Here is a 26,122-nt window from a genome sequence, read left to right as displayed (position 1 = left end):
TCACCTGCTCAAAATAATTTAACGTTAAACATTCAGTGCCAAAGCATCTACTACTATCTGGCAAACAATATCGAGATGCCGCTGCGTCAAACGTTGATCAATTGGTAAAAATAAAGTTTGCTTAACTAACTGATATTCAATTGACCCTTTACCTGCCCGCGAAATAACATCTGGCCAATACGTTGGTGCAAATATATTTTTCTCTGAGAGGATTTTTTTAACACAACTCAAGCTATGCTCAGATACTCTAAGTGGGTAACATAAAGGAGCCACATAGTTATCATCTTTAAATTGTATTAAGTTGATATCGGAAAAAAAACCTTTCATAGCGAAATAATTTTTCTGCCGGCACTCTTTCACCTCCTGCCATGGGATGCTGCGCATTAGCCGCTTTGTCAGAGTAGACATTGCCTTAGGCGTATTATCACTCAGGGATTCACGTGCAATGTTAAACGCAGTATATCCATCCCTTGCACTGTAGCCATATCTGAGCAATAAATAATCCATTCTGGAAATGGAGTCTTCATCTTCAGGATAGAAATTTTCAAGTTCAACACATGACCTTACATATGCCAAGCCACCATCAGGTAAACCTACAAATTTGCGGGGTGAATAAATAGTTGCTAGGGCATCTGTCACTGAAGAATAAAGCGCATGACTATTATCAATAACCACCTGATCTGCAGGATAAATTTTTAATATTTCGTCGACCTGACTGTCACATAATCCAAAGTAGTTAACATAAAGTATCAAGAAATCAGCAGCTATATTTACTGGAATATCAATCGGCATAAAATTGTTATTTATAGCATATAGCCGCACTTCGCAACCCGCATCTCTCGCTGCTTTTATAACAGAGTCGCATACATAAGATGGAATATATATTACACGCTTGTCACAAGCATGTAGAACCGCTCGGATAGCACTTCGGGCAGAATTAAATGCTACCGCTTGGTCATGAATTGGTTTCTCATCCGGCAACCAAAGACCAAAATAGCCGCCGATTTCTTCATTATCGTTCATTCAAAGGTCCAGGTATAATGTATTTTAAAAAATGCAACTTCCTTCTTAGTGGTTGTAAAGCTAGTAAAAATTTAAAACTCAATGGTACTGCACGCCTGACACCCTTCTTAGCCTTCTGATGTACCAAAAATTGCTTCTCTTTCGTCAGTGACGACCAAACGCCTTTTTCGGTATAACGATAACAACTCATGGTGCGATTCATCCGGTGCATCTCACCACCATGTAACAACATCATGTGGCTTAGCATAAAATCGCCAAATGCATATTTTTTTTCAAACTCAGCCGGAAGAAAAAACCCCCTCTGTTCATACCAGATGTTACGCCACAGAATACTTGATGTATGGGTGTACATCTTTATTTTTTCTCTATATAGCAACAAATCAAACCTGTTCCAACGCTCCAACTCTGCTGCCATCAAACTCTCTTTCTGTATACTCTGTTCAAGTAATACTGTATCGCAACAGCATCCAACAGCCAAAGGCTCACTGTCCAGATGAGCCGCTTGCCTGTAAATTTTTTGAACATCCAACCAAAAGTCATCCCCTGCCACGAACCCCCAGTATCGACCTATAATATCAGGGCGTTGAAGCAAAAAACTTCTTTTACCAGAGCCTTGGTTCTTCTGATTAGTAAAAACGGTAATTCGATCGGAAAAAATAGCCTGATATTTTTCCAATATTTCTGCACTGCTATCGGTAGATGCATCGTTAAAACAATATATACGCATACTATATGGTGATATTTGTAACAAGGCACTATCCAAAGCTTCTGCCAGCGTCTCTTCATGATTGTAAACTGCCGTCACAACGCTTACATCTTCTTGCTCACTAAACAGCCCTGACAATTTTTCTGGCCAAATTATATTTTGATTAAAAGATTGCACTAATCCTCTGTGCGCGTACTGCACTTGAGGCGTGCTAAGTGACGCAGTTTTCCAATCGTCATAAATGAAGTTAAGATAATCTTCCGTTTGCTCCGGCACCTTAGTAATTATTGTACCAAAGGCTCTTAACTGTAATGGTTGACATAAATTATCTGGCACATAAAACAGCCCTCTACTGGGCAAATCGATCATCATGCCGTCATACTCGTATCGGCCACGAAATACCATGCTAAAGCGGCGCCCTTCAGCGTTAACTGGAGCTACCTCAATAACCAGCGCCACGGCCTCCTGGTGTGGTTGACTCATGCTATTCATTGAGTATTCCAGTGACGGCGCAGCTCTTTCCATGACCGCTGGTAACAATTTGGACAGCTGAGTTAACTGTAAATAGGGTAGTGAGAATTGCAAATCAGACTCATATTTACTTAGCGTCTGCTGCTGCAGCAGCAAAAGCAGCGTGCTAAGGTCAACCATAAGGTCCACCCCAACTAACTCAGGTGCTGTAGAAATCTCACTAAGCAGTAAGGCTGCCAGCTCGGCAGTTGGCTGATGGCGAAATGATTGCAACTGTTTGCTAAGCTGCCGCTGCGGTAACGCTATTTTATCCGGGAGTACATGCAGCTCTTCAATCAATTGAACTCGGACCTCATCTACCCTTTGAGTTGTAATAAGGATCTGATCATATTCAAGTGAGTGCAGCGCAGTAGGCGGTAACACAGGCAGTGATTTAAAACGACCACCGTGCATTTTTGCGTTGTTGTCCAGAACAGCAACAAACTCACGTTCAGCCAGTTCATTGCTATAAACCAACTCTGCCTGAGTACCTGCTCCAAACAAAACTGTCCTAATCACAGCAACTCACCATTTGCAGAGAATTTTTATTACATTGCTCTATGACCCAATTTATTTGCGTGTCAGTCATAGTTGGATCTATAGGTAGGCTCAGCACCTGATGCTGTAACATCTCAGTCACCGGCCGACTCAGATCGGCATAGTCTTTGTAAGCCTGTTGTTTATGTGGTGCACAGGGATAATGAACCAGCGTTTCGATATCATGATCGGAGAGCCATTGTTGTAACTTGCTTCGCTCATCTGCTTTTATCACAAACAAATGCCAGACATGATTTGCTGGCTCTGCACTATATGGTAACGTAATTAAAGGGTTAGTAATCTCTGATAAATAGCGTTGTGCAATAGAGCGTCGTATTTGAATATCAGATTCCAGATAACGAAGCTTGACCCTCAGCATTGCCGCCTGAATTGCATCCAATCTACTATTCCACCCTTGCAGCTGATGAATGTATTTCTGTTGCGACCCGTAATTACCCAATGCTCGAATGACTTCAGCCAGTTGCTGGTCATTGGTTGTAACAGCACCAGCATCGCCCAACGCACCTAAGTTTTTTCCCGGGTAAAAACTGAACGCAGCCGCATGACCAAAACTGCCAGCACGTTTTGACATTTGCCCAGCACCATGTGCCTGAGCGGAATCTTCCAGCACCAGCAACTGGTGCTGACGGGCTAACTCAAGCAGCGGTGGCATATCAACCAGCTGCCCATAAAGATGCACCGGGATAATCACCCGGCTTTTGTCTGTTATGACGGATTTGACTGTATCAGAAGTGATCAAAAAACTATCGGGGTCTGGCTCAGCAAATACTGGCTTCAAATTGTTATCGGTAATCGCCAGCACCGTGGCAATGAACGTATTACCGGGGACTATCACTTCATCCTGGTCCTGCAACAGCCCCTGCACTTTCCATGCAGATAATGTCAACCTGAGGGCATCCAAACCATTTGCCACACCAACACAGGCTGCAGCCCCGCAGTAATTTGCAAACTCTTTCTCAAAAGCCTCAACTTCAGGTCCGTTAATATACCAGCCTGATTTGATTACCCGCTCACAGGCCTCAAGCAACTCTTGCTGATATCGTTCGTTCACGGCTTTAAGGTTCAAAAAAGGGACTTTCATACTGCCTTGCCCCGCACCACTTCGAGAAAAGTATCATAGTCCCTGATATAGTCGGCTTCGTCGTAATGTTCACTGGCCAACACCATGATGACGCAGTCATCTGTGAAGTCATGCATCTCGCGCCAGATTAGATTGCCGATCAGTAGCCCTTTGGCAGGCCCAGACAGAACCACATCCTCCCTGCGAGCTCCATCATCCAGCACAAAACGGCAACTGCCATGGACACAAAAAGCAAGTTGTTGTAATTTCCTGTGCGAGTGCATTCCTCGGGGATGGTCACCTAAGTTAAACAGGCAGTAGACTCTTTTGATCTGAAAAGGAATATGCTTGCCCGCCTCTATCGAGACAAGATCACCACGCCCATCGCCAAACGCTGGCAGTTCAAGCAACTGAATCAACGACATTGCATATCCTTAATCAACAATTTTGGGTCAGTTCTGTACGCTCAATCGAACGAATTACTCGGGCTGGATTGCCAGCAACCACCACGCCCGCTGGTACATCTTTTGTAACCACAGCTCCAGCACCAACCATGGCAGCTTTACCTATTCTGATACCGGGTAACAGCGTGGCGTTTGCACCAATACTGGCTCCATCTTCCACTACAACACCCTTGAACTCTGCAGGGTACTGTTTGGAACGTGGGAACATATCATTGGTAAAGGTTGCGTTTGGACCAATAAAAACATCGTGACCGATGCGTGTCCCAGCCCACAAAAACACTCCAGACTTCACTGTAACTCGATCGCCTAGAATTACATCCTGTTCGATGAATGTGTGAGCGCAAATATTGCAGTCTTGCCCTATAGCAGCGCCCTTCAAGATGACTGCAAACTGCCAGACCTTGGTACCTTGCCCTATGTCATCACTACTGACATCAGCAAGTTGATGGATAAAACTCATATCACTCCTTGGTCCTGCGCCGACTGCTATAGGTAGCTTATCGGCCTAGGTACTGCTGTCTTTAGTTTGTGATGCCATGACAGGCAGTCTACCAAAGGCTCAGCTGATGAGGGCAGAAATCAACAGCCCGTCAGGAGCAAAAGAGGTAAACTCATATGGTAGCATTCCAGTTCAGCTTTGTTTGTTATTACATGTCGCAACACGTTTAGCTACCCGAAATAAAAAAATTGGTGGAAAATCCAGGCCTGCACATATGCGAGTAGTTTTCAGAACCGATGCTTCCACCGAAATTGGCAGTGGCCATGTCATGCGCTGCCTGACGTTGGCACACGCTCTAAAAGAATCTGAAGCAGATATCAGCTTTATCTGTTCACCGCTACCTGGCAATCAGATCGACAGGATTCATAACGCTGGTTTTCCCGTCAATACACTGAATGATTCAGGTAGCGATGCCGATCAGAGCCATTCCATTCTGATTGATACAAAACCTGACTGGTTGATCGTTGATCACTACCAGTTGGATGCCTATTGGGAGCACGCCCAACGACAGGCGTGCGACCAGATCATGGTGATAGATGATCTGGCTGATAGAACGCATGACTGCGACCTGCTGCTGGATCAGACGTATCAGCGCAAGAGTGACGAGTACAGGCAACTCGTACCTGAGCATTGTGAAATTTTAACTGGCACTCATTACGCTTTATTACGAGCGGAGTTTGCTCAATACCGAGAACATAGTCTCAGCAGACGCCAAAAGGGCACTCCTCAAGCGCAGGCACTTCAGCAAATTCTGATCACTTTCGGCGGTACTGACCCTGGCAACATGACTGGACAAGTACTGCACACCTTAGGCTACTACCCATCTCTGCCCGAGAACTGCAAACTGGTCGTCATAATGGGCAACCAGGCACCCCACATAGAATATGTCATGAAAATCAGTCATGATTTCCCTTATCCAGTCGATATCCTTCTCAATGTCACGAACATGGCTGAATTAATGACGCAGAGTGATCTGTGTATCAGTGCATCTGGCAGCACCAGTTGGGAAGCTGCTTGCCTGGGGATACCGACCATGATGACCAGCATCGCTGATAATCAACTACTTGCGCTGCAGATACTCAGTAACAATAAGCTGGTTTTGAAGCTAGATCCGCTTAATATAAGTCACAGCCTGATATCACAACTAAATATAGTCATGAAGGATTCGGGTACCTTGCTACCTCTGCTGAGCAGAAGGTTCAGCCAGATTTGTGATGGTCTTGGCGCTCAACGCGTGACCGAGCACTTATTAAAATCAGAACAAGTAAAATATTCAGGAAGCAACAATGACTAAATCAGTATATGTAGGTATGAGTGCAGACCTGGTACATCCCGGTCATTTGAATATTCTGCATAAGGCAGCTGCTCTTGGTGAAGTCACTGTAGGCCTGCTGACGGATGAAGCCATTGCCAGTTACAAACGCGTACCCTTCATGGAGTTTGAACAGCGCCGCCAAGTGATTGACAGCATTAAGGGTGTTGCGCAGGTTATACCTCAGACAACCCTGGACTATGTGCCCAATCTGTTGGCACTCAAGCCAGACTATGTCGTGCACGGTGATGACTGGAAAACTGGTGTGCAGCAGCAGACTCGCCAGCGCGTTATCGATACTCTGGCACAGTGGGGCGGCGAGCTGGTCGAGGTTCCCTATACAGAAGGTATCTCTTCCACCAAGCTCAATAAGGCGCTGAAAGAGATAGGCACCACACCCTCTGTTCGACTGAAATCACTGCGACGCCTGCTGAAGGTCAAGCCACTGTTGCGCTTTATCGATATTCACAACGCACTGAGTGGGCTGATTATCGAAAACACACATATCGACACGCCCAATGGCCGCCGTGAGTTTGATGGCATGTGGGGCAGCAGCCTCACCGACTCAACAGCCAAAGGCAAGCCCGATATCGAGGCGGTCGATGTCTCCTCAAGAATGAACACACTGAATGAAGTGCTTGAGGTCACCACCAAACCGATCATTTATGATGCTGATACAGGCGGCCAGACAGAGCACTTTACCTTCACGATCAAAACGCTGGAGCGCCTCGGCGTATCTGCAGCCATCATCGAAGACAAAACCGGTCTGAAGAAAAACTCACTATTGGGCAATGATGTACCCCAGACACAGGACTCGATAGAGAACTTCTGTTACAAGATCCGACAGGGCAAACAGGCGCAGGCAACAAATGATTTCATGATCATTGCCAGAATCGAAAGTCTGATACTCGGTAAAGGTGTGGATGATGCGTTCGAGCGCGCCAAGGCCTATCTGGCAGCAGGTGCCGATGGCATCATGATTCACAGCCGTGAAAAATCACCCGATGAGATTTTCGCCTTCTGCAAGCTGTATAACACCCTCGAAGAGCGTAAGCCACTGGTTGCTGTTCCTTCCAGTTACAATACGGTAACAGAAGAGGAGTTACAGTCGCAGGGCGTCAATATCGTCATCTACGCCAACCAGCTCCTGCGAAGTGCCTACCCCGCAATGCTGAAAACAGCCAAATCTATCCTCGAGAACCATCGCTCGGCAGAGTGTGATGCCGATATGCTGCCACTGAAAGATATTCTCGAACTGATACCTGGAACCAAGTAGATGATTGCCCCCGAAGCCTTCTGTCAGGCGTTGAAGCAAGCCGGAGTGCAACTCTTTGCCGGAGTTCCCGACTCGCTGCTCGCCAATCTGTGCGCCTATATTGATGACCACTGTACAGCGCAGGAGCACATCATCACAGCCAACGAAGGTAATGCGGTGGCGCTTGCCGCAGGCTACCACCTGGCTACCGGACGCTATGCCTGTGTCTATATGCAGAACTCAGGCCTCGGTAACACCATCAATCCACTCACATCACTGACTGATCCTGAGGTCTATCGCATCCCTCTGCTGATGGTGATCGGCTGGCGTGGTGAGCCGGGCGTCAAGGATGAGCCTCAGCATGTGAAACAGGGGCGAATCACGCCAGCACAGCTGGATCTGCTGGAGATCCCCTACTGGATTCTGGAAGCCGACAGTGATCTGAGCGAAACCCTCAGCGCAGCCCTTACCCGGATGACCCAAAGTAATGCTCCAGTTGCCCTGCTGGTGCGCAAGGATACCTTCAGCAAATATAAAAGTACCCGTCTCTCTAATGCGAACCTCCCTGCTGCGGACCTACCTGCTGCGAACTACTCACTGACACGTGAGATGGCACTGGCGACTCTGCTGGAACTCAGTGGAGATGATCTGGTGGTCTCCACGACTGGCAAAACCTCACGCGAAGTATTTGAGCTACGCGCCAGCAAAGGAGAGGCGCAGCGTGATTTTCTGACCGTGGGTGCGATGGGACATACGGCCTCGATTGCGCTTGGCGTTGCGTTGGGTAATCCGGACAAACGCGTTATCTGCATTGATGGCGACGGCTCACTGCTGATGCACCTGGGTGCCTTGCCAATTATTGGTAGCCTGAAGCCCGCAAATCTGATCCATGTGCTGCTGAACAATGGCGCCCATGAGTCAGTTGGAGGGCAGCCTACTGTGGCCCACTCGCTGGACTTTCACGCCATCACGATGGCCTGCGGTTATAGCGGTTACCGGCAAGCAAGCACAACTGATGAGATAGCACAGGCTTGGGCGTCCCTGAGTGGGTCATCCGGTCCAGCACTGCTGGAGATCACCATTGCTGTTGGCTCACGCGATGACTTGGGCAGACCAACCAGTACGCCAGAAGAGAACAAGCGGGCCTTCATGAGAGCAGCAGATGTATAACGCGCAATGGCAATATTTCAACCCGGTTAGCATCACAAGCGGAGCCGGAACCCTTGATCAACTCCCCACGCTGGTCACAGGAGAACGCTGGTTGCTACTGACCAGCGCAGGCTTTACCCGGCGCGGAATCAGCTCGCGATTACAGAGCGTATTGAGCCCCGTGCAACTGAACGTGCATGATCAGATTCAGCCGAACCCTGATCTGGATGCCTTGGACACACTCACCGGGCAACTCCAACAGGAAAAATTTCAGGGGATTATCGCCTTGGGCGGTGGCAGTGTACTGGATGCAGCCAAAGTTCTCTCAGTCACCTTGCCCTGTAAAATGCAGACACCACTGGACAGCGTCCTGCGCCAGCAGCAAGCCTACAACTGGCAGGATCAGTTACCCTTGATCGTGATCCCGACCACATCAGGCACCGGCGCGGAAGTCACCCCCTTCGCGACGGTCTGGGATATGAGTGCGCACAAGAAATACTCGCTGACCACACCGCGCATCTACCCAACAAAGGCATTGCTTGACCCAACTCTAACCCTAACTTTGCCCTATCGGGAAACACTCTATACGGGGTTGGATACACTTTCTCATGCGTTGGAATCTTTGTGGAATCGTCATCGATCATCTTTAAGCGAGGCCTTCGCTTTCGAATCGCTGCTACTGGCAAATAAAGCCTTACCGGCTGTACTGAAGCATCCGGATGATCTGGCGATGCGTGGACAAATGCAGCAGGCAAGCTTACTGGCGGGACTTGCCATCAGCCAGACCCGAACCGCTATTGCCCATTCGATCTCCTATCCGGTGACCAGCCATTTTGGAGTCCCGCATGGATTGGCTTGCAGCTTTACCCTGCCTAGATTACTTAAACAAAATCTGGAGCGAATGACAAATAATCCGGTACATCTGCAGATACTCAGGCAGACACAAACCCTACTGGATAGTCTGGATCTGCTCGGTGAGCTGAAAAAATATCTTACGTTGGATCAACTACTCAAGCATACGGACAGTATGTTGACACCGGATAGAGCAGGGAACTATCCATACTCATTTGATACACAAGACTTTTTACATGCTTTGACTGAAACTGAGCTCCGGAAGTGAGCATCCGGATTGAGGCGACATAATAACAGGCTTTCAGCAAGTGAAGTTTAAGGGTGTCTTTTTATGAACAATACAGTATGACGAAGAACACAACATGGAATAAGGCTGCTGTAAGCGCTGAAGAACGACGCTGTCAGAAAGGCCACAAACCCTGCCTACTCTGGTACACAGGGCTATCTGGTTCAGGCAAGTCCACTATTGCTAATGCAGTAGATCGCCGCCTTTTTGAAATGGGTTTTCATACCTACCTGCTGGATGGAGATAACCTGCGGCAAGGAATCAATCGAGATTTGGAGTTTAGCGAAGCGGATCGTATTGAAAATATTCGACGCACCACGGAAGTGGCGCGCTTGTTTGTGGATGCTGGTGTGATTGTGGGGGCTGCGCTGATCTCCCCATTTCGGGCTTATCGCGCTCAAGCGCGTGAACTTGCGGGCAAGAGCTTTATTGAAGTCTTTGTAGATACTCCATTATCTGTTTGTGAAAAACGAGACCCTAAGGGGTTGTATAAAAAAGCCCGCGCGGGCCTGATTCCTGATTTTACGGGAATTAATTCACCTTATGAAGCACCCGAACATCCCGATATTCTGCTAAAAGCAGCAGAACTCTCAATTGATGAATGTGTAGAAAAAGTTATCACATATCTGGAAGGGTACGGCATTGTTGAGTAGAAGGTATCTGTCTCAAGATTCTGAGAAAATTGGTGTGGAGGATCATTCATTGATTATGTCAGTTGCTCAAACAACATATACTCAAGCAAGTCTGCTAACCAAACACTATTTTGCTGTGCCTGTGCTGTGAGCATCTCATTGAGCAGTGGATGGATAGACAACATCTGCTCATCGCTCAATGCAGAGATCAGACTGGCCAGAAATGCGGGATACAAATGATAAGCATATGCAACCTCACCCGTGCGCAGGTAATAAACAATATCTTCTACCTGCCTTTTCAAATCACTCACTCCCCCCCCCATTGAACTGTATAGCACCGTCTATACGGGCCCCTTCCGGAGACATCGATACAAACCTCACCTTAGGGTAGAGTGCTATATAACTTTCCAGGTCCCTTAAATAAGCCACCAATGCAGGCTTGGATTCAATGAGGTCACCATGCCCATTTTCGATCTCTACCTGCCCATTGGCCTTCCGTCTTTTGCTGGCGTGTTCAACATGGGTATAACCATCCGGAAAGCCAAAATCTGCACCCACTAACCTCACTTCGCGCGCTCCCATCTGTACAGCCAGATCAATTGCACTGTGGGTCACGGTTCCCGAGCAAAAGAGAGCTGTCAGGGCTTTACACTCCGAAACTCCTTGATAGAGTGGCGTATCCAGACGAAATACGCTACGCGGGCCGAGCCAGAGTGCCAGCATAGCGGGCGGTATCGCCGGAGCGTATACCAGGGTTGAACGGTGCAGGGCAGGCAGATGAGCAACACCTTCAAAATGCCCAACCATGCCGGGGTGCCCATCGAGGGCCACAACAATATCTGGTTGCAGACCTGCTTGTAACACAGCCCTCAGGGCTGTAGAGACAACTATCAGACAATCCGAGGGCTCCGGGTTACTGAGGAACGCTGTCGCACTCGGCCCACCGGCTATGACGGTGATCACGCCACCTTTATGCTGATCAAAGAATTGATCTACGCCAGGGTCGTTCAGAGCCATCGGCAGATTCTGTAGAATATTTGGTCGATCATACTGTGCCTGTCGCTTATCGAGGCGCATTGAGACTAAGCGGTTATCGAGTGCCATGACAACCCTATCGCGCAAACTGACAGCATCGGGCTCTGCAAGCATCAATTCAGCATAGATCACCGCACGCGGCCGTGAAATTTGTTTCAAATGCCCGGCAAAAACCAGTCTGACACGGGGATCTTCTATCCAATCATGTGAATAGACAGCCAGTGATTCGGCAAGTAGCTGGTGATTGAAAAATACCAGATAGAGCGACTTAAGCGCAGGGCGTTGCAACAACTGATCGGCCAGATGGCCTGAGCCAACACCATAGACCCAAACCTCATTCGCATCATTCTCTACGACTGATGCCTGAACAGCAGCCTCCCGCACGGGATCAAACGCACTGGATAAATGCACCCCCTGATGCACCAACACCGGCACTGGTGTATCGCCAGTCACACTGTGCTGATCTGCCATCTCAGCGGTCAACCTGGCCCCCACAGTAGGCCAACGAGAGTTAATTACGGCCAGGCTTGCAGCCAGCTCACTCATACTCACCCTTATGGCTGCTCCACATTTGTACCACAGGATGACTCCAGGCGTCTGACGCTGAAGCAGGCGTCGGCAAAAGCATCATAGCTGGACTCACCCAAGTGGTTGTAGTCCTCCAGCGAGATATCTCGCTTGGGTGTTTTCCAGTCACCGTAAACAAAGGTCAGATAAGTCTCATATTCAGCAGGTACCTGCACTTCGACACCCTTCCAACTGATCACGTCCATTTTGTCAAAATGATCTATCGGTGCATACCACATACCGAGACTGGGCATATGCCGGGAGAACCCCGCTTCATTTTGCCGACTGCAGATCGATGTGATAAAGGGTACGCAGGAAGCGGAGTCAGACGGAAACTTGAGTAGCAGACTGGCACACTCACCTTGCTGATTTTCCAGCACCTCCAGCCACCAGCCTGACGGCAGCTCAAGTGACTGCAGGACACTCGGCAGCCATTGCAGCAATTTCGGGGCATGCTCCAATGGAATGGAGAAGTCCACATCATCATCCCAAGGCAACAGATTACCCTCTCGGACAATTCCCAACAGAGTACCAAAATCAACCACGAGGGGTATGCCATCCCGATGTGCTGCAATGCAGATAGAGCGGACCAGAGACTGGGCAAGTGTATAGGTGCTCGGATCCAAAAAGGGTTGTGGTTTTTTCAATTGTTGTTTGGGTGGAATCACGACACGCTCGGGGGGCACGTGAAACTGCTCCAGCAACTGTTTACGTACATCAGTTGCCCACTGTGTCGTAATCACAATTTCATCATAGGACAGCTCAGCAATCCCCTCAGGAGGTAACACAGGCAAGCCAGCAAAATCGGTACCATGCTTGCGTGTATCATTATCGATAAACCCGATAAAACTGCGCCTATGTTGTTCATTCTCCAGATAGAGAAGGGCACCAGCACCAGCACCAAACAGAAGTGTCCGGATCATGACTTATCCTCCATCAGCAACTCCCACCGCACAGGCGTGCCTCGGGTAATATTACAGCTTACCCTGCGTCCCAGAAGCGCTTCATAATCTCTAGGTGGCAATCCCAACCCCGGCCTTATGCGCCGGATATGCTCCTCAGCAATGATCTCCCCGATCGCCATATCCTTTACAAAATAGACTGAGCGCCGGTACTGTAAATTGGTCTGTTCGGCATCACGCCGGTCATATCCGGCCTTACCCAGAGCCTCCCAGGCCAGACGACTATCCCGGCACAGTCTTTCCAACTCTTCAGGTTCCAGCGAAAACGCGGCATCCGGGCCGGGATCCTGACGGCTCAGGGTGACATGCTTCTCGATCACGCAGGCCCCGAGCGCAACAGCCGCAACCGAGGCAACAGTACCAAGAGTATGATCCGACAGGCCCACCGGTACGCCGAAGCGTCGGGACATATCCACCAGCGTGTGCAGATTGGCCTGCTCCATCGGCGTCGGATAGCCACTGATACAGTGCAGCAGGACCAGATCCCGACAGCCGCCTTCACGGGCGGCAGTCACCGCTTCACCGATCTCTTCAACATCTGCCATACCCGTGGAGATAATCATGGGTTTACCCGTCGCGGCCACATAACGAATCAGTGGCAGATCCACAGCCTCGAAGGACGCGATCTTATAGGCAGGTGCATTCAGGCTCTCTAGCAGATCGACTGCTGTTTCGTCAAAAGGGGTGCTGAACAGCGTAATACCCAGGCGACGGGCATGTTCAAAGAGGGCTTCGTGCCATTCAAAGGGGGTCTGTGCTTCCTGATAAAGCTGATAAAGGTTATAGCCGTCCCATAGCCCGCCCTTGATCAGAAACTCATCGCGATCACAGTCAAGCGTCATGGTGTCGGCGGTATAGGTCTGTATTTTGACCGCATCCGCGCCACGCGTCTTGGCCATATCGATCGTAGCCAGCGCACGTTCAAGGCTGCCATTATGGTTGGCAGACAGCTCTGCAATAATATAAGGCCTGTAACCCGGGCCGATATTGACGCCATTTATCTGCATACTGCGCTCCTGAAGCTCAGGCGGTGCTGCCGCCATCGACCGTGATTTCAGTGCCTGTGATCATAGCCGCCTCTGGCCCCATCAGAAAGCCTACCATCTGCGCCACATCATCGACATCCGCCAGTTTGCCTAACGGGCTGCGACGTTTGATAGAGGCCAGTTTATCCCCCTGTAACGCCTGAGTCATGCTGGTCTCCATATAGCCGGGCGCCACACTGTTCACCGTAATGCCCGCTTTGCCGACTTCACGTGCCAGTGAACGGGTAAATCCATGCAGTGCGGCTTTTGACGCGCCATACACCGACAACCCCTTGAATCCCGTACTGCCGATAATGGATGTGATATTGATCACCCGTCCGCGCTGATTGATCAACATTGGACGCAACAGATATTTGGTGAGTAGAATCGGGGCTTCGATATTGACGCGCAACACCTGGCCTATATCTGACTCATGCATGGTCGCCAATACCCCATCCAGGCCCAGGGCAGCATTGTTGACCAGACCATAGAGCCGCCCGTGCCGCCTGGATATCGTCTGGGCAAAATCATGAATCTGATCGATGTCTGTCAGGTCGAAAGGCTCGAACGACGCCTTATCCTCACACTGCAGCCACTGTGCGGCCTCATCCGACAGGCTGCGACCAACAATAATCACACCATATCCACGCTCGACCAGATGTCTGGCGATTGCCAGTCCCAAGCCCCGGGTTCCTCCTGTAATCAGTACCTTATCCATCTCATTTCCTGACCAGTTTACCTGTCGCGTTTGTTTCAAGCTCTGTCGTGAACCCGATCAAGGCCGGTACTTTAAAACGCGCCAGTGACGCCCTGCATGTTTCCAGAATAGCCTGTTTCAGCAGATCAGGCTCGGGAGCATCCGATGTTGGCACTATCTGACAGGACACCAACTCACCGACCAAGGAGCTGCCTTTGCCTTGAACACGCACGTCGGCAACACCCGGAACCTGGCGTATTACCAGCTCCACCTCTTCAGGCATCACTTTGTTACCACCCACATTGATCGCACCGGACAGGCGCCCGATAAAAACGATCCGTTCCCCACGACGCTCAATCCGATCCCCTGTGTCGATAAATTCACCGCCCATCTGCTCAGGACGTCCCAACGCCAAAGTGCCGTCTGGGGTCTCTTTTAGCTTAGTATTCCCAGTAGATGATCGAACACCTGTCTGCAACCAACTGGCTGGAAAGCCTTCATGGCCATCGGTCACGGCGAAGCCCACGCCGGTTTCTGTTGCAGCATAGATATGGGTCAGGCGTGCCTGAGGAAAATATTTGCGCAGTGCATCCAGCAACGTCTGATCCACCGGCTCACCACCAAGGGTAACCTGCTGCAGGGGGGTGCCCTCAAGCCCGCCGTGAAACAGCACCTTACGCCAGAAGGTCGGAGTGGCAGAGAGGGCGTTGACCTTTGCATCCCTCAGGCAGCTCAACTGCTCAGAAAAAGGCAATTGATGGCAGATAATCAGCTCGGAACCCGCCATCAGACTCTGTAACAGTACCTGAAGACCGGCGAAGCGAAAGGGTTCATACACCAGCCCCCAGCGATAACCGGCTCCACGTTCGGGATTGTGTTTCAGTGCACGGGTCAGACTCGCAGTATCATGCGCAATCAGCTTGGGGGTTCCCGTGGTTCCGGAGGTTGCCAGTAACCACTGGGTCGCACCAGACTGTTTATGGCCAGAGGCACTGCAATAGTCACTGAACCGCTCGCACAACAGAGCAAAATCATCACTCTCAGCCAGACTCTCGGGTACCAGAAATACCTGGCTCGCCACACCATCCAACGCAATCAGTTGTATCAGTGCAGCAACAGGGTTACCTGCATGCAGCACAAAGGCACTTGGCGCCGCCTGCTGCTGTCGGTACATTTCCACACGTTCGAGCAACTCTGCCGCTGTCAGTGACTCCTGCTCATATTGCAACAGTGGGCGATCGCCTGGCAGCGCTGTCAGAACCTCATACAGGTTAATGGTTGGTAGAGTGCTTGTCATAGATGGCAACAAACTCCCCGAATACCCGTGGATAGACCGCTTCGTCCATCTCTACAAAAGGATCAAACCCAAGCTCCTCCTCCAGTCTGGCAACCAGTATGGCAAACCCGAGTGAGTCCAGACCTGTTCCCAGTAAGGGGGTCATATCCTGAAGCTCACCACTCAACTCAGACTCCGTGATGAAAAGTGCTTCATGCAGTAACTCAACAATTTTTTCGCGGTAACTCATGTTCTATTCTCAATAGTATAGGTCTGCGCCAGATGCCGGGCTGATGAGGGCAGTTTTTTCAACATACCTTCTCTCATCTCGCGCCACTGCTCGCGGCCAAGTGTATATTCCAGAACACTGACCTGAACACCACCGCTGCGGACAATCTCATGCTGCCCCGTCACGGGAATCCCCAGCCACGCATTCATTTGCTGAGGCTGTTTATTGTGCGCCAGCACCTCACTGCACAATCGCTCTGCATCGATATGTGTAAATGCATGGTCCGCTGCGATAAAGAGCAATGCTGCAAACAGACCTGGTATCAGAGTGTCCTGCGCAAAATAACAGCCCCAACTTACATCTGCAGATCCCACACCGGTAAAGGAGATGACCCCCGTCCCTTTGCAACCCAGCTTGATGACAAAATATTCGCGGCTGCTATCCTGCTGCAACTGCTCAATAAATGCCAGATGTGCCTCGAGTGCGATCTGTTGATCATTGATTGAGTTCTCCCTCACCCGCTGCTGGTTACGCCAGCTCAGCGTGAGCTCAGCCTGATCTTTTGAAAAAGGCACCAGCGTCAAACAGTTCATACCGGCACAACCGCCTTATGCACACTAGCCTGTTTCAATGGGATGTCACTCGCTTGGCAATTTTCTGCGCCACACGCTTAACACCATAATGATCCGGATACTCCGTGAGCAGATTACTGATCAGCTCCTGAGCCTGCTCCGGATGATTGGTATCCAGATAGATCTCGGCGATACGTGCAAGATTATCAATATCGTTAGGATATGCCTGATGGTAATCAGCCAGTTTATCCAACGCGCTGTCTGTATCACCGGTACGCAGTAGAAACTCAGCATAATATTTGAGATAAGTCTTATCCAACAGACTGAGGCACTCTATGGCCTGCAAAGCCTGCTGCTGATCACCACGCTCACTGCTGATAACCAGAACTCGCTTCAATACCGGCATCAACAACTCAGGATCCTCCTGCATGAGAATACTTTCATATGCAGACAGCGCCTGCTCCGGATCCTTCTCAAGTTCAGCAATATAGGCTCTTACCAGATCATACAAGGATGCGGGATAGCGTGAGTGATTATCTGTCAGGAGCAGATGCTGTATGTCTTTAAGCTGCTCGATCGCTCCACGTTTGAACATATCAAGCGCTTTTTGGATTAGACTGGATTTACCAGACCTCCTCTTACAACGGGCATACTCCTCAGCATCAATTTTTTCCGAAAGGGCGTCATATGCAGATGCCAAACGCAAGCAGACTGACTGATAATTCGACTGATCTTTTAGCTCTGGATGTAATTTTGTCATATGATAAATTCGAAAATACTCATCCACTGCGAGCCATTCATCAACTAGCTCAGCTAAATGATTTGAATCAAACTCTTTGAGCCTGCGTTCACACTTCTGTAAGGCGACCTTCAGTGTCTGTCGAATCTCTTTGATAATGAGGAGGTGATTTTTGTAATGAGCGGTGAAGTAACCCTGCAACTCGTGGGCAGTGATCTGATCAATGGCCTTGTTATCCAGTGTTTCGAAAAAATACCCAAAGCCCCAGATCATGAAAAAACGTACTCTGGATTCACCCAGTTCAGCAACCAACTCATCGATCTGTTTGACCTCATCCCACACGGAATTATTGAGCACACCTGTCTGATTAAACAGCCTGGGCAGGCTGGATGAACGACTTTTCAACTGTACCTGCAAGCCAGCGAGGTCATTATCAAAAGCCTGAAGCTCAGCACGTAAAGCTTGCAGGTACACTTGATCCGCTGCATTATCCTCCTTCGTGTCCAGTGATACGGCCCCCTGGGTGGCATCGAACGAAACGTTGCTGCAGTCCATATATTCGATACCCGGAACCACCGCTGCCTGTGATGACAGGTTAAACACCGGTACTCCCTGCTCATGAGCATCCTGAGCCAGCTTTTCCGCAAACTGGATGGATAACAACAATCTGCTATCTGTTTCTGCCATGGCACCACTGTAAGTTTTAACTGGAAAAGTCCTGCCGCTCAGCTTTGGACCGTTGGCTGCTTCAGCGGTACCAATCACATGGCTCTTATGGCCTTTACCATAGCAAAGATCCATGCCTGCCATAAAAATTCTTCGGGCTTTGGCTTCCAGCGCAACTAATATGGCCGAATGGGTAACTGTAGGCATTGCCGAGGGCAAAGACGGCAAGTTAAGATCAGATAGCCAAGCCAGACGGTCATCAAGTGTATAGACAGGAGAGATCCAGTTACTCACTAGCGTCTCATTGGCATGATTAGAGGCGATCAGTGGCACATCAACGGAATGCGCCAGTGCATCTCTAGATATACTAAAGCTTATGGGGTTAGGGTCGACCGTAATATAGTAGTCCGGTTTGATATTCAGTATCTTCAGAAAACCGGCGACGCGAGTAACTGCGATGATAATAAAGTGTTCTCGATGTGTTATAAGCCAATCCTGCAGATTCTCAAGTGATGGCCCGCCTGCAAGTATCAGAACATCTCGACCTTGAATGACAGGCACAATCTCTGTTGCTGGATGCTGATAATCAGGGACATTGATCAGCTGAAGCTCAAGAAATTTACGGCTCCCGATAGTGCTTGCCTGGATCAGCAGTCTCTCTCGAACAAAGCTGCTCTCAACACTCGTGAATAGTTCCTGATAACATTCTGCATAACTATCCATACAGGCAAACGACTTCAGCAGCCTGACTTTAGACATGAAAATAAAGCGCTGAAAACCCAGGGCATCCAGACTCTCACTCCAAGCATCCAGGGTGCACATAATGATATTGTCTGACTGGATAGATACCTTATCTGCAAGCTCAGCCAATACGGCTGGCTCCTCTACGATCAGATATTTCTCTGACGCATTTTTTTCAATACGTGCTTCAAGATATGGAATCAGCAACCCTGAGTCAGATCCCACAAACACTGTGAACTGCCCTGGAACCAATAAATTCTGAAAACGCTTTTCATATAAATCGAAAGAGCAACTGTTCGCAAACCTGTCTCGATGAAGTTCAAACAGATATGGCTCATTAAACTGATTTTTTACCCAGCTCAGTATCATCCTTTGTCTGCCCTCTTCGAATACTTGCAATAGCCAACGAGTCTGACATAGAGTCGAAAAAAAAGGCAGCTTTCGCTGCCTTTTTCTGCTTCAAGACTTTCTTATCGGAGCAGACCCAGTACAGCCTGTGGCGCCTGGTTGGCCTGCGACAGAATCGCAATACCGGACTGCTGCAGTACCTGGGACTTGGTCAGCTGTGCTGTTTCAACTGCAAAGTCAGCATCCATGATACGGCTGCGTGAAGCTGACTGGTTTTCAGACGCATTTCGCAGGTTCATGATGGTGGCTTCAAAACGGTTGATAGCAGCACCGTAAGTCGCACGCTGAGTGGTGATCTCATCAATTGCAGTATCGATGGTATCGATCATCGCCTGAGCAGCAGCCTGCTGGGCACTCAAAGTTGCATTAGCAGCAGTAATTGACCCACCACTGGTGATAGCAGTGATAGCAGCTGCACTTCTCAGTGCTGTTGTACTGACAGTGATCTGGTTGGTGACATCATTGTTGGCACCTACCTGGAAGACAGTTGCACCAGCGCCTGAAGAGGTGAATATATCGCGGCTGTTGAACTGAGTAGCACCCAGAATACGGTCCACTTCTTTAGCCAGTTCAGAGAACTCTTTATCCAGGTTGGCACGGTCAGTAGTTGCGTTTGTACCGTTCGCAGACTGTACCGCCAACTCACGCATACGCTGCAGAGTATCTGATACCTGCTGCAGAGCGCCTTCAGCAGTCTGAGCCAGTGAAATACCATCAGCTGAGTTACGAATGGCTACGTTCATACCACGAATCTGAGCGTTCATACGCTCTGCGATAGCCAGACCAGCCGAGTCATCCTTTGCGCTGTTAACGCGCAGACCGGATGACAATCTTTCCATCGCAGTCTTCATTCCGCCTTCTGTAGTAGACAGATTGCGCTGCGCGGTCAGTGAAAACATGTTTGTTGCGACGACGTTAGCCATTTTGTATCTCCTCACATTACGCTAGAAGTGCGTACTTAATCTCTCGTGTGATTAGGTTATCGGCGGTCAGAGGTGTTGCTTGAGGATTTTTTTAAACTTTTTTTCAGGCGGGTAAAACAGATGCAATGCAGAGCATAAAGCAGGAAAACAGAGATATTTTTAAAAAACAAAGGCGTAGCTGTCACTACGCCCTATTGGGTACTTCTCTTCAAACAGATCAGCCAGCAGAGCCGACATCAGCCGCATCCGGTTTAATCTGATCCCAGCCAGATTTGAGCTCAACAAGCAGATTGATGATATGGTCTATTTTAGCTTCACTCTGTTCAACCTGAGCACTGATCAGCTGATCCTGCATATACTGATAGAGATTTTCCAGGTTGCTGGCCAGCTGACGCCCCTCTTCTCCGGCTTTGTCAAAGTCCAGCCCCTCTTCGAGCCCGGCAATGATATTCGCAGCTTTTTTCAAATGGGAAGCTGCCTGTACAGATGTACCGCTCTTTAGCGCACCTTTCGCAGCTGAAAGGCTAGTGAGCGCACCTTCATACAGCATCTGAACCAGACGATGTGGACTCGCATTGGTCAGGGAGGTTTCAACATTAATTTGCTGGTACTGGTTAATACCCTTATTCATACATTCCCCGAAAGTCACAAGATCAGATTAAAAGCGGTTATTATTCATGGCCGATAATTGAGCCACAAGAAAGTCGCCGGAGCTGCGAATACTCCCTACCAGGGAGTCCATGGCGTTATATTGACGCGACAGACGATTGAAAAGGTTCTCTTCCCGCAAGTCCAGACGCTCCTCCTGACTGTTTGCAGACTTCATCCGCGCATCCAGCCCTTTGGTACGGTTCTCAAGCAAACCACCTGCCTGCGTGTAGCTGCGCACAGTATCATACAAGCGACTTGCCACACCATCTTCACTGGCAAATAGAGACGAAATGGAAGAGGGATTCGCATCTATCTCTTTATCGAGTTTTGTCCTATCCAGGCTCATTCGACCATCTTTGTTGATGGTTACACCCACCAGGCTCAGAATATTATTATTGCTTTCTGCCGTAGCAACGGGTGATGAAATTTCGTTACGCATCTGAATATTCAAGGTTCTGAGGGTTGAGTCGCCCAGCAGCGCACTGTTCTCATTGCCCGACAGATCTCTCATCACACCACGGAGCGTGTTGTAGGCATCAACAAATTTCTGAACATTATCGCCTATTTTCTTTTTGTCGATATCAACCGTTACGACAGTCTGCTTACCAAGCTCAGCTTGCTTGAGGTCCAGCGTCACACCATCAATAACATCAGAAATTGAATTACTGGAACGCGTCGCTGGCAATCCATCAACCAGAATCAAAGCATCGGTTGCAGCCTGCTGCTCAACCAGATTGGAGGATGAAAGGCGGTTCAGGCCTTCATTCGGCCCATTGCCAGCATCGGTATCATTGGCCACTACTGAAATTTCATTATCCAGCCCGGGGTTTCGTGCAGTCAGTATCAACCGAGCCTCAGTCCCCCCATTACCATCATCAACATTGACGATAGAGGCATTGACACTGTTGTTATTCTTGCTTGAATTGATGGCATCACGAATACCAGCCAGTGTTTTTCTCCCTTCACCTATATTCACAGTGAAGCTGTCACTGCCAGAGGTTATCTCAAGTGAACCAGTCCCAACAGTAGACGAGGAAGTTGCAAACGCTCCAGCCTGAGTGATCAGTTTCTGAGGCTCCGCCAGGCTCTGGACTTCAACACTGAACTGACCTGGGACCGCTTTTGCTGTCGTCGAGATACCGAAATATTTATCGTCGCTGAGTGTAGCCGAGCGCTGCTGGAAATTGGTCTCTTTACGCAGGTCATTCAAAGTGGTCTGAAAGGCTGTCATCGCACTTCTAAGGCGTCCGAAGGCCGAGAGCTGATTGGTAATATTGCTCTGCCGTGTTTTCAGCGCTTCACGTTGAGGCACCATCTCGGCAGCAACCAATGCGTTCACGATAGCCTTGGTATCAAGCCCCGAGCCCACACCTGAAAAAGAGATACCAGACACTGTTACACCCCACTTAGCAAATTAAGACCGCCTCACACAGTGTGCTCAGGCCTGGTCTTTGATCAGAACACCAGTTGAATCACCGAACACCTGTTCTGATATTTCGTTCATCCGCCTCATCAATGACAGCACCTCCTCGGAGGGAATCTGCCGAATCACTTCGTCATTCTGACGGTTGATCACTTTAACGACGGTAGCATTGACATCCCGGTCTACGGAGATGTTCAGGTCGCTGTTGATAACATTCAGAAAGCCGCTTAACTGCTTGGCCGCCTCCTGCACTGCGTTGGCTTCTGCCTCTGGATCTGGTCGTTTCTGCGCCGTGCTTTGAGAGGCGGCTTCGACCGCACGCGCCTCAACCTGCCCGGCTTCCACTTTTGCACGAAGGCCGACATCACCTTGCTGGGGCATTACCCGTTCAGCACCTGTGGCGCCCATAGAAGAATCAATTGCCATGACCACTCTCCGCTTGTTAGCCAGAAGCCAATCTTGTTTTCATCCAGCCGATTGTATACCTATAGAGGATATATCGGCTGTGACTGATTAAACTTTAGCTTATTGTGGCCTTTTTGTCCCTTGTCAACCCACACTCAATCCAGAAGATTGCGCTGTCAGGTAATACGTCATGAGCCGGAAAAGTCTTCATACCTCTGGGCGGCCTTGTTGTGCTGCTGAAACTCGGTGATTTTATTGGCCAGTTCCGACCTGATGTTGGCGCATTGATCGGCTATCGATTCATTCTGCTTAATCAACAACTGTAAGCGCGACTGAGTATCCGGCTGCTGCGCCAATGAAGGCCAATTCAATCGTTGCAACAACTCAACTTTTTCAGCCTCCAGCGCCGTGAGCTTCTCAATATCTGCTGCTTCAAGCGCCTTTTCCTGCTGCTCCAGCAAAGCTTCCAGTTTATCCAGCGATTCAACTGCCATATCAATTCACATAGTTGAACAGCGAAAGCTGCTGTATTTTACCGAAGCTGGCATAGGCGGCCTGCAGAGCATTCTGCTCCAATAGTAACTGACTGGTCGCTTCGTAATAATCGGTATCCTTGAATTTTGACAGGGTGTTCTGGGTGAAGAGTTTGATATCTGCCAGTGCATCACGTTGATCATCCAGCACACGCAGCCGGGCACCCAGCTCCGAACGCTTGGTTACCAGTGTTTCAAAGAACTGATCAACCTGCCCCTGAAGATCAGACACCTCTTCCGTAATCGTTTCAAATGCTGCATCCAGCGGTCTGTCACCCTTCAACAGTGACGCCAGGCTGTTGACGACATTCAACAGGTTGTCTTCACCAGACCCGAACAGAGTACTGCCAGGATCAGTGGCTGCAATCGTGGCATTTTCTCCTATATCCAGAAAACGCTGGCCGGAGTCTCCCCTGTATTCATAGTTATCATCCGCATTAAGCTGATAAGGTTCCGTACCTCCCTTGAAGCCCGAGAAAAGATACTCACCCTGCGCATCCCGGGTATTCAATGCACCAACCAGTTGCCCCAGAATCTGGCGCATCTCTTCACCGATGATCGCACGATCATTATCTGAATTGGCGCCATTATTCGCCTGTATCGCCAGATCCTTGATATTAAGCACTGACTCGGTGATTGCCGTCAGTGTACTCTCCTCAAGCCTTAGCCTGCGCTCAGAAACATTAACATTATTCGCAAATACTTCATTTCGAGCAATTACACGCTCATACTTATTGATCTGAGTTGCAGCCAGTGGATCATCCGATGGTTGAGACAGCTTCTGCCCGGTAGCTAACTGCTGCTGCACCTTGAACAGACGCGCATTGCTCTGATTCACATTATCCAGATTCTGTATGTAAAACTGCTGGGTTGAAAGTCGCATCACTTACCTCCCCATTTATATTGAGTTTATCAGAGCATCAAAGGTCCGCTGCGAAGCGGTAATGAGCTGCGCTGCGGCCTGATAGGCCTGTTGGAACTGAATCAATCTGACAGCTTCTTCATCGAGATTGACACCACTTGTTTCTTCACGCTGATTGATCGAGTTCTTGAGTACGGATTCAGAGGCCTGCCGGTCCATCTGGGCCACGCGGGTTGTAATCCCCACGCGCTCAACCAGTCGGCCATAGGTATCCTGATAAGAGCCTTCAAGTGAGGTCTTGGCTCGCATCAGATCACTCAGCATGACACCATTGCGGTTATCGGAGATACCGATATTGACCTTATCACCACCATCAACCTCAAAGTTGAAGTTGATAGTGAATTCGTCACCATCATTCGGCACGCCCTGTACAGAAACTACCAGTTCACCAGGCAGTTCGGGGTCTGCATTTCTGATCACCAGGCTTCGAGGATCAGTGGCATCAACCGTCAGCATCGGCGGCGGTGGCAGCAGTGGAGGTGCATTACCGTCTTCATCCTGTAACTGCGCAGAGTATTCGTCGGGATTGGAGGAGTCCTTGGTCAGTCTGATATAAAAGTTCGTATCCGACAACAGCAAGTTGGACAGTGCGCTTTCCGGTGTAGACTGCAGTGGATTAACCTCGCTCACCTTTACAGTCACTGCACCTGTGCCAGTGTTACCCGCTTCAGCCGCTATTGAGACCGGCGACGCCAGCGCAAGCTGCCGCCCACTGCTGATATCCAGCCGCATATCTTCCGCACCCGTTCGCACCGGCTTGACCAGCATGGTTTCATTTGTGACAAAAGGGGTCGGTTTATTGATATCCAGTCTGAAACCGTCTATTTCAAGCCGCAAGTCACCGGAGGCCGGATCAAAATAGATATCCTTGTTTGAATCAACATCATTGATATCCGCCCCTACATCATTGAAAGATGCCTGTGTCCAGCTCGCTCCATCCGACAGGCGTGTCAATCGGAATGTCTCACTGGAGGTGAAAACCAGCTTATAATCAGAGGGCAGCAGCTTTGAGCTGTCGGTGATTCTGACGCCGCCATCCGCAAATTCTGACTGCAAACGCGACTTAACCAAAGCGCCGTCGTTGACATCCCGAAACAGCAACTTGCCCATATTGCCGTCCAGATCCATTCCCTTCAGGTGCTGCTCGTTCATGGTGTCTGCAAAGATGATTGCCAGTCGTCCAAGCTCATCCAGACTCTTGTTCAGCACATCATCCCGATACTCCAGCACACCACCCAGCTGCCCGGTTGATATCAGACCATCAAGACTGTTGAAACGGTTGGCTATCACAACTCCCACATCATACTGGCTGGGCTCAAACTCGTTGGGCCTGGCCACCAGCGGGTTGGAAGTCTGACCAATAACCAGAGGTTGTCCATTCCCGATGAAAATACTGACCTCTCCTGTCGGCTGGTCAATCACTCGAATATCAATCAGCGAAGACAGCTCCTTTATCGCCGCGTCACGCTGATCCAGCAACTCGAACGACTCCTTACCGGCTGCCTGAGCGATACGAATGCGATCATTATAATCAGCTATCTGCTTAGACTGACTGGTGATCTCTTCAGCCAGCTCACGAATACGGGTATTGATTGTTGAGCTTTGCTCCGAGATTCGCTGGTACAGATCGTTATAACGGCGCACAGTTGCATTGGCTTCTGCAACGAAGAGTTCTCTGTTGGTCAATGATGAGGGATCATCATTCGCCCCTTGCAGGGCTGCGAAGTAGTCATCCAGCTTCAGCGAAAGACTGGTACTGTCGCTCGCCAGGGTATTATCGAGCTGATTTGCCAGGCCTTCAAAATATTTGGCCGCTTCAAATCGGGAGTTATCCGCCCAGACGCGTGCTGTGATGAACTTATCGGCAATGCGCTGCGTGCTCTCCTGTCGGACACCACCACCCAGCTCGCTCTGAAACTGAGGAATCTGGCGCGTATAGCCCGGTGTATTGACGTTCGAGATATTGTTGCCGACAACGCCCAGCGCTGCCTGATTGGCACGAACCGCCTGAACACCAATTGACAATAATGAAGCCATCTCTT

At 49.5% G+C, this 26,122-nt stretch carries 26 protein-coding genes; 5 read left to right on the top strand and 21 right to left on the bottom strand.

What is annotated here, in order from left to right; all coding sequences use genetic code 11:
• Window positions 1–24 precede the first annotated feature (24 nt).
• The 5 genes from F7R27_RS02555 to F7R27_RS18895 are packed head-to-tail and all read right to left on the bottom strand — an operon-like array spanning window position 25 to window position 4,781.
• A complete protein-coding gene (locus F7R27_RS02555; protein ID WP_151702637.1) occupies window positions 25–1,023 on the bottom strand; it encodes a hypothetical protein in 999 nt (332 codons plus the stop codon).
• Entirely contained in the window at window positions 1,013–2,758 is a 1,746-nt protein-coding gene (locus F7R27_RS02550; protein ID WP_151702636.1) for a glycosyltransferase family 2 protein, read from the bottom strand. The genes F7R27_RS02555 and F7R27_RS02550 overlap by 11 nt, the downstream gene beginning before the upstream one ends.
• Entirely contained in the window at window positions 2,751–3,878 is a 1,128-nt protein-coding gene (locus F7R27_RS02545) for a DegT/DnrJ/EryC1/StrS family aminotransferase (RefSeq protein WP_151702635.1), read from the bottom strand. Before F7R27_RS02545 ends, F7R27_RS02550 begins: the two co-directional genes overlap by 8 nt.
• Window positions 3,875–4,282, bottom strand: coding sequence for a sugar 3,4-ketoisomerase (locus F7R27_RS02540; RefSeq protein WP_151702634.1), 408 nt, complete (start codon window positions 4,280–4,282; stop codon window positions 3,875–3,877). The genes F7R27_RS02545 and F7R27_RS02540 overlap by 4 nt, the downstream gene beginning before the upstream one ends.
• A gap of 13 nt (window positions 4,283–4,295) precedes the next feature.
• Complete coding sequence (locus tag F7R27_RS18895; protein WP_151702633.1) at window positions 4,296–4,781, bottom strand: acyltransferase; 486 nt, start codon at window positions 4,779–4,781, stop codon at window positions 4,296–4,298.
• Between the two features lie 106 nt (window positions 4,782–4,887).
• Between F7R27_RS18895 and pseG the strand changes: the two genes are divergently transcribed.
• From pseG to cysC, 5 genes are all read left to right on the top strand, one after another.
• Window positions 4,888–6,114 carry a UDP-2,4-diacetamido-2,4,6-trideoxy-beta-L-altropyranose hydrolase gene (gene pseG / locus F7R27_RS02530; RefSeq protein WP_168927405.1) on the top strand — a complete coding sequence of 409 codons (1,227 nt, stop codon included), beginning with the start codon at window positions 4,888–4,890 and terminating at the stop codon, window positions 6,112–6,114.
• Complete coding sequence (gene aepX / locus F7R27_RS02525) at window positions 6,107–7,408, top strand: phosphoenolpyruvate mutase (protein WP_151702631.1); 1,302 nt, start codon at window positions 6,107–6,109, stop codon at window positions 7,406–7,408. Before pseG ends, aepX begins: the two co-directional genes overlap by 8 nt.
• Window positions 7,409–8,557: a phosphonopyruvate decarboxylase gene (aepY, locus tag F7R27_RS02520; protein WP_151702630.1), complete on the top strand. Its 1,149-nt coding sequence runs from the start codon at window positions 7,409–7,411 to the stop codon at window positions 8,555–8,557. It abuts the gene before it with no gap.
• Window positions 8,550–9,656: a phosphonoacetaldehyde reductase gene (locus F7R27_RS02515; protein ID WP_151702629.1), complete on the top strand. Its 1,107-nt coding sequence runs from the start codon at window positions 8,550–8,552 to the stop codon at window positions 9,654–9,656. Before aepY ends, F7R27_RS02515 begins: the two co-directional genes overlap by 8 nt.
• A gap of 77 nt (window positions 9,657–9,733) precedes the next feature.
• Window positions 9,734–10,327, top strand: coding sequence for an adenylyl-sulfate kinase (gene cysC / locus F7R27_RS02510; RefSeq protein WP_151702628.1), 594 nt, complete (start codon window positions 9,734–9,736; stop codon window positions 10,325–10,327).
• 53 nt (window positions 10,328–10,380) lie between these two features.
• Here cysC and F7R27_RS02505 read toward each other — a convergent pair whose 3' ends face one another.
• The 16 genes from F7R27_RS02505 to flgK form a co-directional block, all read right to left on the bottom strand.
• Window positions 10,381–10,617, bottom strand: coding sequence for a hypothetical protein (locus tag F7R27_RS02505; RefSeq protein WP_151702627.1), 237 nt, complete (start codon window positions 10,615–10,617; stop codon window positions 10,381–10,383).
• Complete coding sequence (locus tag F7R27_RS02500; protein ID WP_168927404.1) at window positions 10,610–11,812, bottom strand: motility associated factor glycosyltransferase family protein; 1,203 nt, start codon at window positions 11,810–11,812, stop codon at window positions 10,610–10,612. Before F7R27_RS02500 ends, F7R27_RS02505 begins: the two co-directional genes overlap by 8 nt.
• Window positions 11,813–11,895: 83 nt before the next feature.
• A complete protein-coding gene (locus F7R27_RS02495; RefSeq protein WP_151702625.1) occupies window positions 11,896–12,831 on the bottom strand; it encodes a LicD family protein in 936 nt (311 codons plus the stop codon).
• On the bottom strand, window positions 12,828–13,877 hold the full coding sequence (pseI, locus tag F7R27_RS02490) for a pseudaminic acid synthase (protein WP_151702624.1): 1,050 nt from the start codon (window positions 13,875–13,877) through the stop codon (window positions 12,828–12,830). The genes F7R27_RS02495 and pseI overlap by 4 nt, the downstream gene beginning before the upstream one ends.
• 16 nt (window positions 13,878–13,893) lie before the next feature.
• Window positions 13,894–14,613 (bottom strand): SDR family NAD(P)-dependent oxidoreductase, encoded by a 720-nt coding sequence (locus tag F7R27_RS02485; protein WP_151702623.1) that lies wholly within the window; start codon window positions 14,611–14,613, stop codon window positions 13,894–13,896.
• A gap of 1 nt (window position 14,614) precedes the next feature.
• Window positions 14,615–15,889, bottom strand: a complete 1,275-nt coding sequence (locus F7R27_RS02480) for an AMP-binding protein (RefSeq protein WP_151702622.1) — start codon at window positions 15,887–15,889, stop codon at window positions 14,615–14,617.
• Window positions 15,864–16,118 (bottom strand): acyl carrier protein, encoded by a 255-nt coding sequence (locus tag F7R27_RS02475; RefSeq protein ID WP_151702621.1) that lies wholly within the window; start codon window positions 16,116–16,118, stop codon window positions 15,864–15,866. Before F7R27_RS02475 ends, F7R27_RS02480 begins: the two co-directional genes overlap by 26 nt.
• Window positions 16,115–16,690 (bottom strand): GNAT family N-acetyltransferase, encoded by a 576-nt coding sequence (locus F7R27_RS02470; protein ID WP_151702620.1) that lies wholly within the window; start codon window positions 16,688–16,690, stop codon window positions 16,115–16,117. Before F7R27_RS02470 ends, F7R27_RS02475 begins: the two co-directional genes overlap by 4 nt.
• A gap of 34 nt (window positions 16,691–16,724) precedes the next feature.
• Window positions 16,725–19,046, bottom strand: coding sequence for a 6-hydroxymethylpterin diphosphokinase MptE-like protein (locus tag F7R27_RS02465; protein ID WP_168927403.1), 2,322 nt, complete (start codon window positions 19,044–19,046; stop codon window positions 16,725–16,727).
• 239 nt (window positions 19,047–19,285) lie between these two features.
• A complete protein-coding gene (locus F7R27_RS02460) occupies window positions 19,286–20,146 on the bottom strand; it encodes a flagellin N-terminal helical domain-containing protein (protein ID WP_151702618.1) in 861 nt (286 codons plus the stop codon).
• Window positions 20,147–20,363: 217 nt separating this feature from the next.
• Window positions 20,364–20,777, bottom strand: a complete 414-nt coding sequence (fliS, locus tag F7R27_RS02455; protein ID WP_151702617.1) for a flagellar export chaperone FliS — start codon at window positions 20,775–20,777, stop codon at window positions 20,364–20,366.
• Between the two features lie 27 nt (window positions 20,778–20,804).
• The gene (gene fliD / locus F7R27_RS02450; protein ID WP_151702616.1) at window positions 20,805–22,190 is read right to left on the bottom strand and encodes a flagellar filament capping protein FliD; all 1,386 of its coding nucleotides are present in this window, start codon (window positions 22,188–22,190) and stop codon (window positions 20,805–20,807) included.
• Window positions 22,191–22,235: 45 nt separating this feature from the next.
• On the bottom strand, window positions 22,236–22,646 hold the full coding sequence (locus F7R27_RS02445) for a flagellar protein FlaG (protein ID WP_151702615.1): 411 nt from the start codon (window positions 22,644–22,646) through the stop codon (window positions 22,236–22,238).
• 167 nt (window positions 22,647–22,813) lie between these two features.
• Window positions 22,814–23,119, bottom strand: coding sequence for a flagellar protein FliT (gene fliT, locus F7R27_RS02440; protein ID WP_151702614.1), 306 nt, complete (start codon window positions 23,117–23,119; stop codon window positions 22,814–22,816).
• A 1-nt stretch (window position 23,120) separates the two neighbouring features.
• The gene (gene flgL, locus F7R27_RS02435; protein ID WP_151702613.1) at window positions 23,121–24,041 is read right to left on the bottom strand and encodes a flagellar hook-associated protein FlgL; all 921 of its coding nucleotides are present in this window, start codon (window positions 24,039–24,041) and stop codon (window positions 23,121–23,123) included.
• A gap of 15 nt (window positions 24,042–24,056) precedes the next feature.
• Window positions 24,057–26,117 (bottom strand): flagellar hook-associated protein FlgK, encoded by a 2,061-nt coding sequence (gene flgK, locus F7R27_RS02430; RefSeq protein ID WP_151702612.1) that lies wholly within the window; start codon window positions 26,115–26,117, stop codon window positions 24,057–24,059.
• Window positions 26,118–26,122 lie beyond the last annotated feature (5 nt).

This window comes from Nitrincola alkalilacustris (assembly GCF_008973755.1).
GTDB classification, from domain to species: domain Bacteria; phylum Pseudomonadota; class Gammaproteobacteria; order Pseudomonadales; family Balneatricaceae; genus Nitrincola; species Nitrincola alkalilacustris.
This window is presented reverse-complemented; position numbering and strand designations above follow the sequence as displayed.

Bases quoted from the DNA above. Each gene is read 5' to 3' on its own strand.
- F7R27_RS02555 (WP_151702637.1), bottom strand. From the start codon at position 1,023: ATGAACGATAATGAAGAAATCGGCGGCTATTTTGGTCTTTGGTTGCCG.
- F7R27_RS02545 (WP_151702635.1), bottom strand. From the start codon at position 3,878: ATGAAAGTCCCTTTTTTGAACCTTAAAGCCGTGAACGAACGATATCAG.
- F7R27_RS02540 (WP_151702634.1), bottom strand. From the start codon at position 4,282: ATGTCGTTGATTCAGTTGCTTGAACTGCCAGCGTTTGGCGATGGGCGT.
- F7R27_RS18895 (WP_151702633.1), bottom strand. From the start codon at position 4,781: ATGAGTTTTATCCATCAACTTGCTGATGTCAGTAGTGATGACATAGGG.
- pseG (WP_168927405.1), top strand. From the start codon at position 4,888: ATGAGGGCAGAAATCAACAGCCCGTCAGGAGCAAAAGAGGTAAACTCA.
- aepX (WP_151702631.1), top strand. From the start codon at position 6,107: ATGACTAAATCAGTATATGTAGGTATGAGTGCAGACCTGGTACATCCC.
- aepY (WP_151702630.1), top strand. From the start codon at position 7,409: ATGATTGCCCCCGAAGCCTTCTGTCAGGCGTTGAAGCAAGCCGGAGTG.
- F7R27_RS02515 (WP_151702629.1), top strand. From the start codon at position 8,550: ATGTATAACGCGCAATGGCAATATTTCAACCCGGTTAGCATCACAAGC.
- cysC (WP_151702628.1), top strand. From the start codon at position 9,734: ATGACGAAGAACACAACATGGAATAAGGCTGCTGTAAGCGCTGAAGAA.
- F7R27_RS02500 (WP_168927404.1), bottom strand. From the start codon at position 11,812: ATGGCAGATCAGCACAGTGTGACTGGCGATACACCAGTGCCGGTGTTG.
- F7R27_RS02495 (WP_151702625.1), bottom strand. From the start codon at position 12,831: ATGATCCGGACACTTCTGTTTGGTGCTGGTGCTGGTGCCCTTCTCTAT.
- pseI (WP_151702624.1), bottom strand. From the start codon at position 13,877: ATGCAGATAAATGGCGTCAATATCGGCCCGGGTTACAGGCCTTATATT.
- F7R27_RS02485 (WP_151702623.1), bottom strand. From the start codon at position 14,613: ATGGATAAGGTACTGATTACAGGAGGAACCCGGGGCTTGGGACTGGCA.
- F7R27_RS02480 (WP_151702622.1), bottom strand. From the start codon at position 15,889: ATGACAAGCACTCTACCAACCATTAACCTGTATGAGGTTCTGACAGCG.
- F7R27_RS02475 (WP_151702621.1), bottom strand. From the start codon at position 16,118: ATGAGTTACCGCGAAAAAATTGTTGAGTTACTGCATGAAGCACTTTTC.
- F7R27_RS02470 (WP_151702620.1), bottom strand. From the start codon at position 16,690: ATGAACTGTTTGACGCTGGTGCCTTTTTCAAAAGATCAGGCTGAGCTC.
- F7R27_RS02460 (WP_151702618.1), bottom strand. From the start codon at position 20,146: ATGGCTAACGTCGTCGCAACAAACATGTTTTCACTGACCGCGCAGCGC.
- fliS (WP_151702617.1), bottom strand. From the start codon at position 20,777: ATGAATAAGGGTATTAACCAGTACCAGCAAATTAATGTTGAAACCTCC.
- F7R27_RS02445 (WP_151702615.1), bottom strand. From the start codon at position 22,646: ATGGCAATTGATTCTTCTATGGGCGCCACAGGTGCTGAACGGGTAATG.
- fliT (WP_151702614.1), bottom strand. From the start codon at position 23,119: ATGGCAGTTGAATCGCTGGATAAACTGGAAGCTTTGCTGGAGCAGCAG.
- flgL (WP_151702613.1), bottom strand. From the start codon at position 24,041: ATGCGACTTTCAACCCAGCAGTTTTACATACAGAATCTGGATAATGTG.
- flgK (WP_151702612.1), bottom strand. From the start codon at position 26,117: ATGGCTTCATTATTGTCAATTGGTGTTCAGGCGGTTCGTGCCAATCAG.